This window comes from Kluyvera sp. 1366 (assembly GCF_054823405.1).
The window spans coordinates 350252-366521 of sequence record NZ_JBTRDW010000004.1; the positions used below are offsets into that span (position 1 = coordinate 350252).

15 protein-coding genes are annotated in these 16270 nt (G+C 54.3%); 11 read left to right on the plus strand and 4 right to left on the minus strand.

Features of this window, described 5'->3' with window-relative positions:
* Positions 1-301 precede the first annotated feature (301 nt).
* The 6 genes from cyoA (at position 302) to ACVLVH_RS11050 (ending at position 6552) form a co-directional block, all read left to right on the plus strand.
* A complete protein-coding gene (gene cyoA, locus ACVLVH_RS11025; RefSeq protein ID WP_101762426.1) occupies positions 302-1228 on the plus strand; it encodes a cytochrome o ubiquinol oxidase subunit II in 927 nt (308 codons plus the stop codon).
* 4 nt (positions 1229-1232) lie between these two features.
* Complete coding sequence (gene cyoB / locus ACVLVH_RS11030; RefSeq protein WP_101762427.1) at positions 1233-3215, plus strand: cytochrome o ubiquinol oxidase subunit I; 1983 nt, start codon at positions 1233-1235, stop codon at positions 3213-3215.
* A complete protein-coding gene (locus tag ACVLVH_RS11035) occupies positions 3215-3829 on the plus strand; it encodes a cytochrome o ubiquinol oxidase subunit III (protein WP_192414027.1) in 615 nt (204 codons plus the stop codon). Before cyoB ends, ACVLVH_RS11035 begins: the two co-directional genes overlap by 1 nt.
* Positions 3829-4158, plus strand: a complete 330-nt coding sequence (locus ACVLVH_RS11040; RefSeq protein ID WP_007886986.1) for a cytochrome o ubiquinol oxidase subunit IV — start codon at positions 3829-3831, stop codon at positions 4156-4158. Before ACVLVH_RS11035 ends, ACVLVH_RS11040 begins: the two co-directional genes overlap by 1 nt.
* Positions 4159-4169: 11 nt before the next feature.
* Positions 4170-5057, plus strand: coding sequence for a heme o synthase (gene cyoE / locus ACVLVH_RS11045; RefSeq protein WP_008103945.1), 888 nt, complete (start codon positions 4170-4172; stop codon positions 5055-5057).
* 130 nt (positions 5058-5187) lie between these two features.
* Positions 5188-6552, plus strand: coding sequence for an MFS transporter (locus ACVLVH_RS11050; RefSeq protein WP_498949395.1), 1365 nt, complete (start codon positions 5188-5190; stop codon positions 6550-6552).
* A gap of 33 nt (positions 6553-6585) precedes the next feature.
* Here ACVLVH_RS11050 and adhP read toward each other — a convergent pair whose 3' ends face one another.
* Positions 6586-7620: an alcohol dehydrogenase AdhP gene (gene adhP, locus ACVLVH_RS11055; RefSeq protein ID WP_192236781.1), complete on the minus strand. Its 1035-nt coding sequence runs from the start codon at positions 7618-7620 to the stop codon at positions 6586-6588.
* A gap of 36 nt (positions 7621-7656) precedes the next feature.
* A complete protein-coding gene (exaC, locus tag ACVLVH_RS11060; protein ID WP_110867746.1) occupies positions 7657-9177 on the minus strand; it encodes an acetaldehyde dehydrogenase ExaC in 1521 nt (506 codons plus the stop codon).
* Positions 9178-9451: 274 nt separating this feature from the next.
* On the opposite strand from exaC, the gene ACVLVH_RS11065 reads away from it, so the two are divergent.
* Complete coding sequence (locus tag ACVLVH_RS11065; RefSeq protein WP_462062496.1) at positions 9452-11224, plus strand: sigma-54-dependent Fis family transcriptional regulator; 1773 nt, start codon at positions 9452-9454, stop codon at positions 11222-11224.
* Here the strand turns inward: ACVLVH_RS11065 and ACVLVH_RS11070 are convergent.
* Entirely contained in the window at positions 11221-11712 is a 492-nt protein-coding gene (locus tag ACVLVH_RS11070) for a YajQ family cyclic di-GMP-binding protein (protein ID WP_101762432.1), read from the minus strand. The genes ACVLVH_RS11065 and ACVLVH_RS11070 overlap by 4 nt on opposite strands.
* A gap of 125 nt (positions 11713-11837) precedes the next feature.
* Here ACVLVH_RS11070 and panE point away from each other — a divergent pair, with 125 nt between their 5' ends.
* Positions 11838-12758: a 2-dehydropantoate 2-reductase gene (gene panE, locus ACVLVH_RS11075; RefSeq protein WP_192236712.1), complete on the plus strand. Its 921-nt coding sequence runs from the start codon at positions 11838-11840 to the stop codon at positions 12756-12758.
* Positions 12712-13320, plus strand: coding sequence for a protein deglycase YajL (gene yajL / locus ACVLVH_RS11080; RefSeq protein ID WP_137385266.1), 609 nt, complete (start codon positions 12712-12714; stop codon positions 13318-13320). The genes panE and yajL overlap by 47 nt, the downstream gene beginning before the upstream one ends.
* Positions 13321-13434: 114 nt before the next feature.
* On the opposite strand, the gene thiI is transcribed toward yajL, so the two are convergent.
* Positions 13435-14883 (minus strand): tRNA uracil 4-sulfurtransferase ThiI, encoded by a 1449-nt coding sequence (gene thiI / locus ACVLVH_RS11085; RefSeq protein ID WP_101762435.1) that lies wholly within the window; start codon positions 14881-14883, stop codon positions 13435-13437.
* 237 nt (positions 14884-15120) lie between these two features.
* Between thiI and xseB the strand changes: the two genes are divergently transcribed.
* Both xseB and ispA read left to right on the plus strand, forming a co-directional pair.
* The gene (gene xseB, locus ACVLVH_RS11090; RefSeq protein WP_101762436.1) at positions 15121-15363 is read left to right on the plus strand and encodes an exodeoxyribonuclease VII small subunit; all 243 of its coding nucleotides are present in this window, start codon (positions 15121-15123) and stop codon (positions 15361-15363) included.
* A complete protein-coding gene (gene ispA / locus ACVLVH_RS11095; RefSeq protein WP_498949399.1) occupies positions 15363-16262 on the plus strand; it encodes a (2E,6E)-farnesyl diphosphate synthase in 900 nt (299 codons plus the stop codon). The genes xseB and ispA overlap by 1 nt, the downstream gene beginning before the upstream one ends.
* Positions 16263-16270: the final 8 nt, after the last annotated feature.

Genomic DNA, 16270 nt, shown 5'->3' on the forward strand with positions numbered 1-16270 from the left:
TACTTTGTATAAAAGTCATCGCCGAAATGATGCAGAAATGTTAAATAAATGAGTATTAAGAGTACGGTTTATACTTTCCCTGATTTTTCTGCGGTTTCTACCATTGGTTTTTGTTATATTGATGCCAACTGCTTGTCGCAGTTAATAATTTGTCACCCTGCGTAACATCTGTGACACCCTTAGCAAAAGGTGTCAACAGCCTTCTGACACATCCTTAAGCTGGTTTACACTGCATAAACCTTCCCGTAAAATGCGCGCACACTTAAACGACAATAGAGCCCTTTGTCATTGAGGTCGTTAAATGAGACTCAGTAAATACAATAAAAGTTTGGGGATTTTGTCATTAATTGCAGGCGCTGTATTACTCAGTGGCTGCGATAGTGCGTTGTTAAATCCCAAAGGACAGATTGCACTGGAGCAACGTTCGTTGATTCTGACAGCTTTCGGCTTGATGATGATCGTAGTTATCCCGGCAGTCTTCATGGCAGTATTCTTTGCCTGGAAATATCGGGCAACCAATACTAACGCAACATATAGCCCTAACTGGTCACACTCAAACAAAGTGGAAGCCGTGGTCTGGACCATTCCGATCCTGATCATTATCTTCCTCGGCGTTTTGACCTGGAAATCAACCCACGCGCTGGAGCCGAGCAAACCGCTGGTTTCTGACGTTAAACCGGTTGAGATCGACGTAGTGGCACTGGACTGGAAATGGCTGTTCATTTACCCGGAACAGGGTATTGCAACCGTCAACCAGATTGCCTTCCCGGCAAACACTCCGGTGAACTTCAAGATCACCTCCAACTCCGTGATGAACTCCTTCTTTATTCCTACTCTCGGCAGCCAGATCTATGCGATGGCCGGTATGCAGACCAAATTGCATCTGATCGCCAACGAGCCAGGAACATTTGACGGTATCTCTGCGAACTTCAGTGGTCGTGGTTTCTCTGGCATGAAGTTCAAAGCCATTGCAACTAAAGACGATGCGGAATTCCAGCAGTGGGTTGCCAAAGTTAAAGCGGCACCTAACGCGCTGAACACCATGGATGATTTCGAGAAACTGGCTACGCCAAGCGAAAATCACCCGGTGGAATATTTCTCAACGGCAAATCCAGAACTGTTCAAGCAAGTAATTGATAAGTTCATGATGAGCCACGGGAAGATGGACATGCCAGAACATAAAGGCATGGACATGAGTCACGCCGCTTCCGCGGGAGCCGAGGAATAATACGATGTTCGGAAAATTAACACTGGATGCAGTGCCATACCACGAACCCATTATCGTGGTTACGGTCGCCGCTATCATCTTAGGTGGTCTGGCGCTGGTTGCTGCGATTACCTACTTTGGTAAGTGGCAGTACCTGTGGTCAGAATGGTTCACCTCCATTGACCACAAAAAACTGGGTATCATGTATATCATCATGGCTTTCGTCATGTTGCTGCGCGGCTTTGCCGATGCGGTAATGATGCGTACCCAACAAGTGATGGCTTCCGCTGGGGAAGCCGGCATACTACCGCCGCACCACTACGACCAGATCTTCACCGCTCACGGCGTGATCATGATCTTCTTCGTGGCGATGCCGTTCGTGGTAGGTCTGATGAACATCGCGGTACCGCTGCAAATTGGTGCTCGTGACGTTGCCTTCCCGTTCCTGAACAACCTGAGCTTCTGGTTTACCGCGATCGGTGTGATCCTGGTGAACATCTCTCTGGGTGTGGGCGAGTTCGCACAGACCGGCTGGTTGGCTTATCCGCCGCTTTCGGGTGCGGAGTACAGTCCTGGCGTCGGGGTCGATTACTGGATCTGGAGTCTCCAGCTGTCCGGTATCGGTACGACACTGACCGGTATCAACTTCTTCGTGACCATTCTGAAGATGCGTGCGCCGGGCATGGACCTGTTCAAAATGCCGGTATTCACCTGGGCATCACTGTGTACTAACGTCCTGATCATCGCTGCGTTCCCGGTACTGACCGTTACGCTGGCACTGTTGACGCTTGACCGTTACCTTGGCTTCCATTTCTTCACCAATGAAATGGGCGGTAACATGATGATGTACGTCAACCTGATTTGGGTCTGGGGTCACCCGGAAGTGTACATCCTGGTTCTGCCGGTGTTTGGTGTCTTCGCTGAAGTCACGGCGACCTTCTCTAAAAAGCGTCTGTTCGGTTACACCTCTCTGGTGTGGGCGACCATCGCGATTACCGTTCTGTCGTTCATTGTTTGGCTGCACCACTTCTTCACCATGGGTGCGGGCGCGAACGTAAACGCCTTCTTCGGTATCATGACGATGATCATCGCTATCCCGACCGGCGTGAAAATCTTCAACTGGCTGTTCACCATGTATCAGGGTCGCGTTGAGTTCCACTCAGCGATGCTGTGGACCATCGGCTTCCTGGTTACCTTCTCTATTGGTGGTATGACAGGTGTTCTGCTGGCGGTTCCAGGTGCGGACTTCATTCTGCACAACAGCCTTTTCCTGATCGCGCACTTCCATAACGTGATTATCGGTGGTGTGGTGTTCGGTTGTATGGCTGGCGTGACCTACTGGTTCCCGAAAGCGTTCGGCTTCACGCTGAATGAAAAATGGGGTATCCGCGCGTTCTGGTTCTGGATCATCGGCTTCTTCGTGGCATTCATGCCGCTGTATGCGCTGGGCTTCATGGGCATGACGCGTCGTATCAGCCAGGATATCGATCCTCAGTTCCACTCACTGCTGGTGGTTGCAGCAGGCGGTGCGGCGCTGATCGCTTGCGGTATCCTGTGCCAGGTTACCCAGTTCTACGTTTCTGTGCGTGACCGCGACCAGAACCGTGATCTGACCGGTGACCCGTGGGGTGGACGTACGCTGGAGTGGGCAACCTCTTCACCGCCGCCGTTCTACAACTTTGCTGTTATCCCGCATATCCATGAGCGCGATGCGTTCTGGGAAATGAAAGAGAAAGGCGAAGCGTACAAGCAGCCAGAAAAATATGAAGAAATTCATATGCCGAAAAACAGTGGCGCAGCTGTTGTTATCGCGGCTCTGATGACTGTATTCGGTTTCGCCATGATCTGGCATATCTGGTGGCTGGCTGGCCTCACCTTCGTGGGCACCATCATCACCTGGATTGTGAAGAGCTTCGATGAAGACGTGGATTACTACGTACCGGTTGCTGAAGTCGAGCAGATCGAGAAGAAGCACTTTGACGAAATCAGCAAAGCAGGTCTGAAATAATGTCAATTGAAACTGCAAAACACCACCACGACGCCCATGCGGAGCATGGGCATCACGATGCAGGAGCCAATAAAGTCTTTGGCTTCTGGATCTACCTGATGAGTGACTGCATTATCTTCGCAACCCTGTTTGCGACCTATGCAGTTATGGTCAATAACACTGCCGGTGGCCCGGCAGGTAAAGACATCTTCGAACTGCCGTTCGTTCTGGTCGAAACCGCGCTGCTGCTGCTCAGCTCCATTACCTATGGTATGGCAGTGATTGCGATGAACAACCAGAACAAGGGCTCGGTCATCAGCTGGTTAGCGTTGACCTTCCTGTTCGGTGCTGGCTTTATCGGCATGGAAATCTATGAATTCCATCACCTGATCAAAGAAGGCTTCGGTCCTGATCGCAGCGGCTTCCTGTCAGCGTTCTTTACGCTGGTCGGCACGCACGGTCTGCACGTGACCTCTGGCCTGATCTGGATGGCAGTGATGATGTTCCAGATTTCTAAACGTGGTCTGACTGCAACCAACCGCACCCGTATCATGTGCCTGAGCTTGTTCTGGCACTTCCTGGATGTGGTTTGGATCTGCGTATTCACCGTTGTCTACCTGATGGGAGCCATGTAATGAGTCATTCTGTTAACGAACATGGCGCTTCTCACGGTAGCGTGAAGTCTTACATGATCGGCTTCGTCCTCTCTATCATCCTGACCGGTATTCCGTTCTGGATGGTCATGGATGGCGGCGCTTCACACGGCACTATTCTGGGTGTGGTTCTGGTGTGTGCGGTAGTTCAGGTGCTGGTTCACCTGGTCTACTTCCTGCACTTAGACAGCAAATCAGAAGGTGGCTGGAACATGGTGGCCATTGTCTTCTCAGCACTCATCATCTTGATTGTTGTCGTAGGCTCACTGTGGATTATGTGGAACCTCAACTACAACATGATGGCCCACTAAAGAGTCGCGTAATGATTAAGCAATACCTGCAAGTAACAAAACCAGGAATTATTTTCGGCAATTTAATTTCTGTGATCGGTGGATTCCTGCTGGCTTCGAAAGGCAGCATTGATTACACCCTGTTTCTCGCCTCGCTGGTTGGCGTATCGCTGGTTGTCGCATCAGGTTGTGTTTTCAACAACGTGATTGACCGCGATATCGACATCAAAATGGAGAGAACGCGGAACCGTGTTCTGGTCAAAGGCCTGATCTCGGCGAAAGTAAGCCTGGTTTATGCAACCGCATTGGGTATTGCTGGCTTTGCGTTGCTGTATTTCGGCGCTAACCCGCTGGCCATGTGGCTGGCGGTGATGGGCTTCGTGGTTTACGTAGGCGTTTATAGCCTCTATATGAAGCGTAACTCTGTCTACGGCACGCTGATTGGTAGTCTCTCTGGCGCTGCGCCGCCGGTGATTGGCTACTGCGCAGTGACCAACCAGTTTGATGCTGGCGCGTTGATTTTACTGGCTATCTTTAGCCTGTGGCAGATGCCGCACTCCTATGCGATTGCCATCTTCCGCTTTAAAGATTACCAGGCTGCCAACATCCCGGTTCTGCCAGTGGTGAAAGGCATCTCGGTGGCAAAAAATCATATTACGCTGTATATCCTGGCGTTCATGATTGCCACGCTGATGCTGACCCTTGGCGGTTACGCGGGCTACAAATATCTGGTGGTGGCTGCGGCCGTTAGCGTGTGGTGGCTCGGGATGGCGCTTTCAGGTTACAAAACCTCAAACGATAAAGTTTGGGCGCGTAAACTGTTTGTGTTCTCGATTGTCGCTATCACCGCTCTGAGCGTGATGATGTCCGTTGATTTCATGACGCCAGCGTCGAAAGATTTACTGACTTACGTCTGGTAATTCAGCTCCGCAAAACCAGAAAGGGCGCGAATTTCGCGCCCTTTCTTTTTGTTACCACTGCTTAAGAACAAATGTTTTACCCGCCCTGCCCTGCTGCCTAAAATGGGCGCAGTATAATTTTGAGGTAAACATGAACGACAATAAAATGACGCCAGTAGAGCTTCGTGCTACATGGGGTTTAGGTACCGTTTTTTCCCTGCGCATGTTGGGAATGTTTATGGTCTTGCCGGTACTCACCACGTACGGCATGGCGTTACAGGGCGCCAGTGAAACACTGATTGGTCTCGCAATCGGTATCTATGGTTTGGCACAAGCCATCTTCCAGATTCCTTTTGGTCTGCTCTCCGATCGCGTCGGCCGAAAGCCGCTGATCGTTGGCGGGCTGCTGCTGTTCGTTTTCGGCAGCGTGATCGCCGCCATCTCCGACACCATTTGGGGCGTGATTTTAGGCCGCGCGTTACAAGGCTCCGGCGCGATTGCCGCTGCGGTAATGGCGTTGCTGTCAGATTTAACCCGTGAACAAAACCGCACCAAGGCGATGGCGTTTATCGGCATCAGCTTTGGCGTCACTTTTGCTATTGCGATGGTAGTTGGCCCGATTGTCACCCACGCACTCGGCTTGCACGCGCTGTTCTGGATGATCGCCATCCTCGCGACGCTGGGCATCGTCATCACCTTATTAGTTGTGCCGAACGCACCAAACCACGTATTGAACCGCGAATCCGGCATGGTGAAAGGCAGTATCCGCGCGGTGTTGACCAATCCAAAACTGTTAAAACTGAATATCGGCATTCTCTGCCTGCACATTCTGCTGATGTCGAGCTTCGTGGCGCTACCGGGACAGTTTGAACAAGCCGGTTTACCGGCGGCCGAGCACTGGAAAGTCTATCTGGTGACGATGCTGGTGGCCTTTGTTGCCGTGGTGCCTTTCATTATCTATGCCGAAGTGAAGCGCCGCATGAAGCGCGTGTTTGTCGGCTGCGTGGCGATCATCATCATTGCAGAAATCGTATTGTGGGGCGCGGCAGGCCACTTCTGGACGCTGGTGATTGGTGTGCAGCTGTTCTTCCTCGCCTTCAACCTGATGGAAGCGATTCTGCCATCACTGATCAGCAAAGAGTCGCCGCCGGGCTACAAAGGCACCGCGATGGGCATCTACTCCACCAGCCAGTTCATTGGTGTGGCGATTGGCGGCAGCATGGGCGGATGGATCTATGGTCATGTTGATGCCCAAACCGTGTTCCTGGTCGGTGCGATTGTCGCAGCTGCCTGGCTGTTTGTGGCGATGTCGATGCAGGAACCGCCTTACGTCAGCAGCCTGCGCATTATGCTCAGCGATGCGGTGCTGGCGGTGCCGAATCTGGAGAAGCGTTTGAAAGCGCAGCCCGGCGTGGCGTCGGTGTTTATCGTGCCAGAAGAGAAAAGTGCTTACATCAAAATCGACAGTAAAGTGACGAGCCGCGTCGAACTCGAAGCGCTGCTCGCCAGCTGCTAAATGACCAGCCCGACCATCGCGTCGGGCTTTTTGTTACAGCGACATATCCACCACGATGCGCCCTTCAATCTTGCCAGCGTGCATCCGCGCGAAGATATCGTTGATGTTAGTCAGCGGTTCTACCGCTACGGTGGCTTTCACCTTGTGACGACCGGCGAAATCCAGCGCTTCCTGCAGATCTTTGCGCGTCCCGACGATGGAACCGCGCACCGTAATGCCGTCCAACACCATATCGAAAATCGACAGATCGAATTTGCCCGGCGGCAAACCGTTCAGCACCATGGTGCCGCCACGACGCAGCGTACCAATCGCCTGTTCGAACGCTTTCGGTGAAACTGCCGTGACCAGCACGCCATGCGCACCGCCAAAACTCTCCTGGAACACCTTGGCCGGATCGACATTTTTCGCATTCGCCACCACGCTGGCACCGAGACGTTTAGCGAACGCCAGTTTCTCATCATCAATATCCACCGCCGCCACGTTCAGACCCATGGCAACCGCGTACTGCACCGCCATATGCCCTAAACCGCCAATACCGGAAATCACCACCCAATCGCCGGGTTTGGTGTCGGTCATTTTCAGCCCTTTATACACGGTGACGCCGGCACAGAGGATTGGCGCGATTTCGTTGTAATCGACGTTATCCGGAATGATGCCGACATAGTTGGCATCGGCGAGGCAGTATTCCGCGAAGCTGCCATTCACTGAGTAACCGGCATTTTGCTGCGACAGACACAGCGTTTCCCAGCTATCGAGACAGTGTTCGCAGTGACCGCACGCCGAATAGAGCCACGGCACACCGACGCGATCGCCCATTTTCAGGTGCTTAACGCCCTCGCCGAGCGCCACAACCTGGCCCACACCTTCGTGGCCCGGAATAAACGGCGGATTGGGTTTAATCGGCCAGTCGCCTTCGGCCGCGTGAAGATCGGTATGGCACACGCCGGTAGCCGCAATTTTCACTAAAATCTGCCCCGGCCCGACCTGCGGCACCGGCACCTGCTCAATCACTAACGGTTCACCAAAAGCCTTCACAACCGCGGCTTTCATGGTGGTTTTGATTTGCATATTCATCTTTCACTCTCCATTTGATCGGATGCGGACTTAGAACAGGCCCAAAGGCGCGGTGCCATAGCTAACCAGCAGATTTTTGGTTTGTTGATAGGCGCTGAGCGCCATTTTGTGCGTCTCACGGCCTACACCCGACTGCTTGTAACCGCCGAATGCCGCGTGAGCGGGATAGATGTGATAACAGTTGGTCCAGACGCGCCCGGCTTTGATGCCGCGTCCCATGCGATAAGCCAGATTGGTATCGCGCGTCCACACGCCCGCACCAAGACCGAACTGGGTTTCGTTGGCGATGGCGAGCGCTTCTGCCTCATCCTTAAAGGTGGTAACACCAATCACCGGCCCAAAAATCTCCTCCTGGAAACAGCGCATCTGGTTGGTTCCTTTGATTAAGGTCGGCTGAATGTAGAATCCATCATTCAGCTCGGTGGCCATGCTGGCGCGATCGCCACCGGTGAGAATCTGCCCGCCTTCGTCGCGTGCGATGTTGATATACGACAGGATTTTATCGAATTGCTGGCGTGAAGCCTGTGCACCAATCATGGTGTCGCTATCGAGCGGATCGCCGCGACGGATGTTCGCCACCTTGGCCATCACGCGATCCATAAAGGGTTGATAGATCGATTCATGAATCAAGGCGCGCGATGGACAGGTACAGACTTCACCCTGATTGAAGAAACCGAGTACTAAACCTTCCACCGCCTTCTCAATAAACTCGTCCTCACCATCCATCACATCAGCGAAGTAGATATTCGGCGACTTGCCGCCCAGCTCGACGGTGCAGGGAATGATGTTTTCAGCAGCGCAGGCCATAATGTGGCGCCCCACCGGCGTTGAACCGGTAAAGGCGATTTTGGCGATGCGTTTGCTGGTCGCCAGCGCTTCACCCGCTTCACGACCAAAACCCTGCACCACATTCAACACGCCAGCCGGGAACAGATCGCCAATCACCTCCATCAGCAGCGTAATACCGAGCGGCGTCTGTTCCGCCGGTTTCAGCACCACACAGTTGCCCGCCGCCAGCGCTGGCGCCAGTTTCCACGCCGCCATTAACAGCGGGAAGTTCCACGGAATGATTTGCCCAACCACGCCGAGCGGTTCATGAAAGTGATATGCCACGGTGGTTTCATCGATCTCCGCGGTGCTGCCCTCTTGCGCACGCAGGCAACCGGCGAAGTAACGGAAGTGATCCACCGCCAGCGGAAGATCGGCGTTCAGGGTTTCGCGAATCGGTTTACCATTATCCCAGCTCTCCGCTACCGCCAGTTTTTCGAGATTGGCCTCAATGCGATCCGCCACCTGCAACAGGATGTTGGCGCGATGCTGCACGCTGGTTTTTCCCCAGGCATCGGCCGCCTGATGCGCCGCATCCAACGCTAAATCGATATCGCGCGCATCCGAACGCGGGAACTGCGCGATATCGCTGCCATTCACTGGCGAGGTGTTAGTGAAGTATTGGCCGCTGAGCGGCTCGACGAATTTGCCCGCAATGTAGTTGCCGTAAATCGCCTGGAATGAAACCAAAGCGCCGGGCGTACCGGGATGTGCATAACGCATCGCAAACTCCTTTATGTAGGGTCAGATATTCTGAAGGCTCAGTCGCCTTCCAGAAAACGTGCTGTCAGAGGAGCTATTGCAGCGGGCGTGCCAGCTTTTTCATCAGACGATATTTCATTAAAAAACCAATATCATCATTAAGTTAAGAGCCGCCGCACAACATAACCTGGCTATGTTGTGCAGAAAAGTTCACCATCTGTGTTGCGTATCGCAACAGTACAGAAACCGACCCGCTACAATGTCGCAACACTTTCGCTTGGGCATGAGGTCATCAATGCAGGGAAATCCATCCGCGTCTGCCGTTAACGCCAATCCGCTGTTAAGCGACTCCTGGTTCCGTAGCCAGCTGTATGGCCTCGATCGCACCGCCGATGATTTTCCGCGTGTTCGCCAGGGTGAACTGGCCGATGTGCTTGCCAGCAATGCCGGGCTGCAGCAGTTCGCGCAGCCGGTGATCAAACAGCTGGCGCAGAAACTGGCCGAGAAGCAATCGGTGGTGATTCTGTCGGATGCCACCGGTTTGGTACTCAATACCTTTGGCGATATGCCTTCGATGGAAAAAGCCCAACGTTATGCGCTGGCGCCAGGCAATTTGTGGAGTGAATGCGGGCGCGGCACCAATGCGATTGGCACCGCGCTGGCGATTGATGATGGCTGCGAGATTCAAGGTCATCAGCACTTCCTGACGCTCAATCAAGGTTTGTACTGTGCGGCGATGCCGCTGCAAATGCCCAACGGTCAGATTGCTGGCGTGCTGGATATTTCCGGCCCGGCGCACTTCCCGCATCCGCAGACCTTTAGCTGGGTGAAAGCGGCGGCGAAACAGATCGAATATCTGTGGGTGAAGCAGAGCCTGCATCCGCAGCAATGGTTGATGAGCCTGCATCTGCAGCCGCAGGGCATCGATACCAGCGATGAACTGCTGCTGGTGTTCTCGGATAACGTCCTGACCGCCGCCAATCGTCTGGCGATGCGCGAGCTGGCGCTGAGCGTCGGGCAACTCGGCAGCGTGACCTTTCAACAACTGTTCCCGCAACAGCAGCAGCACGCCAACAGCATTCCCGCTCCGCTCGATTACGCTACGCAGCGCTACTATTTTCGCCTGCGAGCACCGCAGCGCAGCCATTTTGCCACGCCGAGCGAACCCGCCAGCGAGCTGCCTTTCTCGCTGGGGCGCGATGGCGAGAAGATGGTGCGACTGCTCAATGCCGGCGTTTCACTGTGCATTCACGGCGAAACCGGCAGCGGCAAAGAGTATGTCAGCCGCGCACTGCATCAGCAAAGCCGCTGGCGCGAAGGCAAATTCGTTGCCATTAACTGCGCGGCCATCCCCGAAGCGCTGATTGAATCTGAGCTGTTTGGCTATCAACCCGGCGCGTTCACCGGCGCGAGCAAGAATGGTTACATCGGCAAAATTCGTGAAGCGGATGGCGGCGTGCTGTTCCTTGATGAAATTGGCGATATGCCGCTGTCACTGCAAACCCGCTTGCTACGCGTGTTGCAGGAGAAAGAGGTGGCGCCGCTCGGATCCAGCCGCAGCTGGCCGGTGAATTTCGCGGTGATCAGCGCCACACACCGCGATTTGGCACAGCGCGTGGCCGAAGGTGAATTCCGCGAAGATTTACTCTATCGCCTGCAGGAATTCTCGATGACCATTCCGCCGCTGCGCGCCTGGCCGGATGTGGAAGGTTTTATCCGTCGATTATGGCTGGAGCTGGGCGGCGCGGATCGCGATATTCAGCTCTCACCTGCGCTGTTGACGGCTCTGGCGCAGCTGCCGTGGCCGGGCAACGTGCGGCAATTGCGCAGCTTGTTACGCGTGCTGTTGGCACTGGCGGATGAAGGTGAAGAAGTGACAGAGGTCCATTTACCGGCTGAGTATCGGCGTGCGGCGGTGCAGCCACAGTCCAATCGGCAGAGTCATGATAGGCGGTTGATCAGCGAAACGCTGCAGCGCTTCAATGGTAATATCAGTAAAACGGCGGAAGCCTTAGGCGTCGCGCGCAGCACGCTTTATCGTCGTGCGGCGCGCGACAAACGCGATTAGTCGCGGAAGTTTTTGAACTGGAAAGGCTGTCCGAGGTTGCCACCGCGCACCAGCGCCATCGCACCTTGCAGGTCGTCGCGTGACTTACCGGTTACGCGCAGTTCTTCACCCTGAATCTGCGTCTGCACTTTCAGCTTGCTGTCTTTAATCAGCTTCACCAGCTTTTTCGCGATATCGCTTTCGATACCTTTCTTCAGCTTGGCTTCCACCGACCAGCTTTTACCGCTGTGCACGATCTCTTCTGGCACTTCAATCGCCGCGCCTTCAATGCCACGCTTCAGCAGCTTTTCGCGCAGAATATCCACCAGCTGTTTGACCTGGAAATCAGATTCGCTGCTGAGTTTGATGGTCTCGTTCTTTTCGTTGAGCTCAATGGTTGCACTCACGTTACGGAAATCGAAACGGGTTGAGATCTCGCGGTTCGCATTCTCCACGGCATTTCGCACTTCCGACAATTCGACTTCGGAAACGATATCGAAAGATGGCATCTTTTCTTCTCCTGATACTAAAGTGACATGCATAATACGCGTCTTGTGGCGCTAATAAAACACGATACGCGGAAAGCTATACTTACCCGTAACGTGAAAACAGGAACCCGCCCACGGGGGGCAAAATGAAAATTACCGTGTTGGGGTGTGGCGCCTTAGGTCAAATTTGGCTCGCCGCTCTCGCCCGTCAGGGACATGAGGTGCAGGGCTGGTTACGTGTACCGCAGCCCTATTGCTCAGCCAACGTAGTCGATCCGCAAGGCGAGGTGAGCAATCACACCTTTATTGCCAATGATCCGCTGTTCCTCGCCGAAAGCCAGCTGTTACTGGTGACGCTCAAAGCGCCCCAGGTTTCACCTGCGGTGAAAAATCTGCAAAGCGTGCTGCCGACGCACGCGCCAATTCTGCTGCTGCATAACGGCATGGGAACGCTGGAAGAGCTGAAAGATTTGCGTCAGCCGCTGTTGCGCGGCATCACCACGCACGCGGCAATGCGCGACGGCACGGTGATTAAGCATATTGCGCACGGCATCACCCATATCGGCCCTGCTAATCGTGAGAGCGCCGCACTCAGCGATATCGCTGATATTCTGCATCAGGCGCTGCCGGATGTGGCCTGGCATGACAACATCGCCGCCGCCAGCTGGCGCAAGCTGGCAATTAACTGCGTGATCAATCCGATGACCGTCGAGCACGATTGCCAAAACGGGGCGCTGCGCGCCTGGCCGGAACAAGTCGCGCTGCTGTGCGAAGAGATCGCCTGGGTGATGGAGCGCGAAGGCCAGCACATGGCGGTGGATAATCTGCGCGACATCATTTACGACGTGATCGATAGCACCGCCGCAAATACCTCATCAATGTTGCAGGATGTGCGCGCGCAGCGTCTGACCGAAATTGATTACATCACCGGCTACCTGTTGCGTCGCGCCCGCGCGCAGGGCATTTCACTGCCGGAAAACACCCGTTTGTACGATCTGATTAAACGTAAGGAGTCCCACTATGAGCGCGAACGCATCGGTTCTGGTTTGCCTGGCACATGGAAGTGAAGAGACCGAAGCGGTCACCACTATCGATTTGCTGGTACGCGGCGGATTAAGCGTCACCACCGCCAGCGTGGAGAGCGATGGCACGCGTGAGATCGTTTGTTCGCGCGGCGTGCGGCTGCTGGCGGATGCGCCTTTGGTTGAGGTGGCAGATAACGACTACGATGCGATTGTGCTGCCCGGCGGTTTAAAAGGCGCGCAGACCTTCCGCGACAGCCCGCTGCTGGTGGAAACCGTGCGCCAGTTCCATCTCTCCAGCAAGATTGTGGCGGCGATTTGTGCCGCGCCGGGCACGGTTTTGGTCGCGCACGATCTGTTTCCCGTCGGCAATATGACCGGTTTTCCCGGCCTGCGTGACACCATCCCCGACAGCAAATGGATGGAGCGCCGCGTGGTGTGGGATCCGCGCGTTAATCTGCTGACCAGCCAGGGACCGGGCACCGCAATGGATTTTGCGTTGAAGCTGATTGATTTGCTGGTGGATAAAGAGACCGCGCGTGAAGTGGCTTCACAGCTGGTGTTGGCAGCAGGGATTTATAATTATCAGGAGTTTGAAGAGCGGTAACGTTGTTACAGCACACTGCACATGATTGTAGCGGCGTGATTAATTGCGCATTTCACTGCAACACTGATGCCGCATGAAATACGCGTGATTCATCGCGCCGCTACGGTTTATCGCTTATGGACGATAAACCTTCACGTTTTTGAAGCCCTGCTCATGCAGATAGAGCGCCTGCAGACGACTCATCACACCGCGATCGCAATACAGCAGCCAGGTTTTACTCTGGTCAAGGTCGCCAAACTGGGTGCTGAGTTTGTAGAACGCCAGAGTTTTCACTTCAACGCCTTCGACGATCAGCGGATTCGCCTCCTGCTCATCGGCCGAACGGATATCCAGCACCACGTCGTTGCTGATGAAGGAGTCAACGGTTTCAACTTCCACCACTTCTTCTTCCGTCTGCTCGGCGATTTCACGGATATCGACGTTGCTGGCTTCCTGCACCACGCGATGAAGGATCTCGAAATCGAAGTTTTGCTCTTCCGCTTCGATCTTGCCCTTCACCGCTTTAACGGTTGGGCTTTTCGAAATCACGCCGCAATATTCTGGCATGGTGCGGGCAAAATCTTCGGTGCCGATCTTACGTGCCACATCAATGATGTGCTCTTTGTCATGGGAGATCAGCGGACGCAGAATCAGCGTATCGGAGGCGTTATCGATCAAACGCAGGTTGGTCAGCGTCTGGCTGGAAACCTGGCCCAGCGCTTCGCCGGTCACCAGCGCCTGCACGCCGTAACGTTCCGCCACCATTGACGCCGCACGCACCATCATACGCTTCAGCACCACGCCCATTTGGCCGTCGTCCACTTTCTCCAGAATCTCACCGACTACCGGCTCGAAGTTGATCGCTACGAAACGTACGCGGTGTGAGCGACCAAAGCGCTGCCACAGGTAGTGCGCAACCTGGCGCACGCCAATCTCGTGTGCCGCACCGCCAAGGTTGAAGAAGCAGTAATGCACGCGGCAGCCGCGACGCATCAGCATGTAGCTCGAGACACCAGAATCAAAACCGCCGGAAATCAGTGACAGAACATCTTCCTGGGTACCAATCGGGAATCCGCCTAAGCCTTCATAGCGTGCGGTGATCAGCAACAGGCGATCGTCGTCGATCTCCAGATTCACCGTTTCATCCGGACGATTGAGCTGCACGCGCGCGCTGGCGATGTGTTGATTAAGGCCGCCGCCAACGTAGCGTTCTACGTCCTGCGAGCTGAAGCTGTGCTTGCCGCGACGCTTGACGCGCACGCAGAAGCTTTTGCCTTCAAGACGCTCGCGGTTCAGCACCAGCGTCTGCTCGAAGATGTCGTGCATATCGGTGTAGGCGCGATCTTCCACCGCCAGCACATGGTGAATGCCCGGAATGCGCGTCAGTTCGGTGACAAGGGTCTCGCGCAGCGACTCATTCTTAGAACGCACTTCAATGTGGTCCCAATGGCGCACGACTTTAATCTCTTCATCCACGGTGCGCAGAATATTACGAATGCTACTGGAGAGAATTTTGATAAAGCGCAGACGCACCGACTGACTTTTGATGGTGATTTCTGGAAACAGCTTGACGATAAACTTCATGGCGACAGGGGTTCGTTTGGACAAATAAGTGCTAAAAGCATCGGCACTTAACTGTTAAAATCATATAATTGCGGGTTAATTCAGGAGCCCCCGCATCCGAGGCGCAAAAGTATATCACCTTTGCCGGGTGACTGCTTTAAGCAACCTTCATCACATTCATTATTTTGCTAATTAATCCTCGTCAGCTACCATGACCGATTGCAAGATGATCTCCTAACCTGTGAGTCGACACTGATTATGCCGAAAAAAGCCGAAGCGCCTGCCAGTTTTGAAAGCGCATTAGAGCAGCTGGAACAGATTGTCAGCCGCCTGGAAAGTGGCGAGCTGCCGTTAGAGCAGGCGCTGAACGAATTTGAACGCGGCGTACAATTGGCACGTACCGGTCAGCAAACCCTGCAGCAGGCAGAGCAGCGTGTGCAAATTCTGCTTAGCGATGAGAAAGATGCCGCCCTAGCCCCTTTTACCCCGGAAAATGAGTAATGGATTTCGCTAAACTGCTGAGCGCTTACCATCAACGCGTTAATCAGGCATTGACGCGCTTAATAGATCCACTTCCTTTTCAGAGTTCTCCTCTGGTGAATGCCATGGAGTATGGGGCATTATTAGGCGGTAAGCGTCTGCGTCCCTTTCTGGTGTACGCAACAGGCGAAATGCTAAAGGCCGATGCCGCCAGCCTCGATGTGCCGGCTGCGGCCGTGGAATGCATCCATGCTTATTCCCTGATTCATGACGATCTGCCGGCGATGGACGACGATGCGTTACGCCGCGGGCAGCCAACCTGCCATATTAAATATGGTGAAGACACGGCGATTCTTGCCGGCGATGCTCTGCAAACTTTGGCCTTTTCGATTCTGGCCGATCAGCCGATGCCCGGCGTCAGCGCCGACGCGCGTATTGCGATGATTTCCGAACTGGCGCAGGCCAGCGGCGTGGCAGGCATGTGCGGCGGTCAGGCACTGGATTTGGCGGCGGAAGGCAAAAGCATCAATCTGGCGCAGCTGGAACAGATTCACCGCCATAAAACCGGCGCGTTAATTCGCGCTGCGGTACGTCTTGGCGCATTAGCCGCCGGCGATCGTGGCCGCGCCGCGATGCCGCTACTGGATACCTACGCCAATGCCATCGGACTGGCGTTTCAGGTACAAGACGACATCCTCGATGTGGTCGGCGATACCGCCGTGTTAGGAAAAACACAGGGCGCGGATCAGGCATTGGGTAAAAGCACCTATCCTTCATTGATGGGGCTGGAAAATGCCCGCAGTAAAGCCTGGGATCTTTATCAAGAGGCGCTCGGCGCGCTCGATATTCTGGCGGCACAGTCTTACAACACACTCGCCTTACAAGCGCTGGCAAGCTTCATAATTGAACGCGATAAATAACTTTCATA

What these genes read in the sequence shown, in the direction of transcription:
- ACVLVH_RS11035 (WP_192414027.1), top strand. Translation starts at nt 3,215, where the DNA reads ATGTCAATTGAAACTGCAAAACACCACCACGACGCCCATGCGGAGCAT.
- panE (WP_192236712.1), top strand. Translation starts at nt 11,838, where the DNA reads ATGAAAATTACCGTGTTGGGGTGTGGCGCCTTAGGTCAAATTTGGCTC.
- thiI (WP_101762435.1), bottom strand. Translation starts at nt 14,883, where the DNA reads ATGAAGTTTATCGTCAAGCTGTTTCCAGAAATCACCATCAAAAGTCAG.
- cyoA (WP_101762426.1), top strand. Translation starts at nt 302, where the DNA reads ATGAGACTCAGTAAATACAATAAAAGTTTGGGGATTTTGTCATTAATT.
- ispA (WP_498949399.1), top strand. Translation starts at nt 15,363, where the DNA reads ATGGATTTCGCTAAACTGCTGAGCGCTTACCATCAACGCGTTAATCAG.
- exaC (WP_110867746.1), bottom strand. Translation starts at nt 9,177, where the DNA reads ATGCGTTATGCACATCCCGGTACGCCCGGCGCTTTGGTTTCATTCCAG.
- ACVLVH_RS11050 (WP_498949395.1), top strand. Translation starts at nt 5,188, where the DNA reads ATGAACGACAATAAAATGACGCCAGTAGAGCTTCGTGCTACATGGGGT.
- ACVLVH_RS11040 (WP_007886986.1), top strand. Translation starts at nt 3,829, where the DNA reads ATGAGTCATTCTGTTAACGAACATGGCGCTTCTCACGGTAGCGTGAAG.
- cyoE (WP_008103945.1), top strand. Translation starts at nt 4,170, where the DNA reads ATGATTAAGCAATACCTGCAAGTAACAAAACCAGGAATTATTTTCGGC.
- ACVLVH_RS11065 (WP_462062496.1), top strand. Translation starts at nt 9,452, where the DNA reads ATGCAGGGAAATCCATCCGCGTCTGCCGTTAACGCCAATCCGCTGTTA.
- adhP (WP_192236781.1), bottom strand. Translation starts at nt 7,620, where the DNA reads ATGCAAATCAAAACCACCATGAAAGCCGCGGTTGTGAAGGCTTTTGGT.
- ACVLVH_RS11070 (WP_101762432.1), bottom strand. Translation starts at nt 11,712, where the DNA reads ATGCCATCTTTCGATATCGTTTCCGAAGTCGAATTGTCGGAAGTGCGA.
- cyoB (WP_101762427.1), top strand. Translation starts at nt 1,233, where the DNA reads ATGTTCGGAAAATTAACACTGGATGCAGTGCCATACCACGAACCCATT.
- yajL (WP_137385266.1), top strand. Translation starts at nt 12,712, where the DNA reads ATGAGCGCGAACGCATCGGTTCTGGTTTGCCTGGCACATGGAAGTGAA.
- xseB (WP_101762436.1), top strand. Translation starts at nt 15,121, where the DNA reads ATGCCGAAAAAAGCCGAAGCGCCTGCCAGTTTTGAAAGCGCATTAGAG.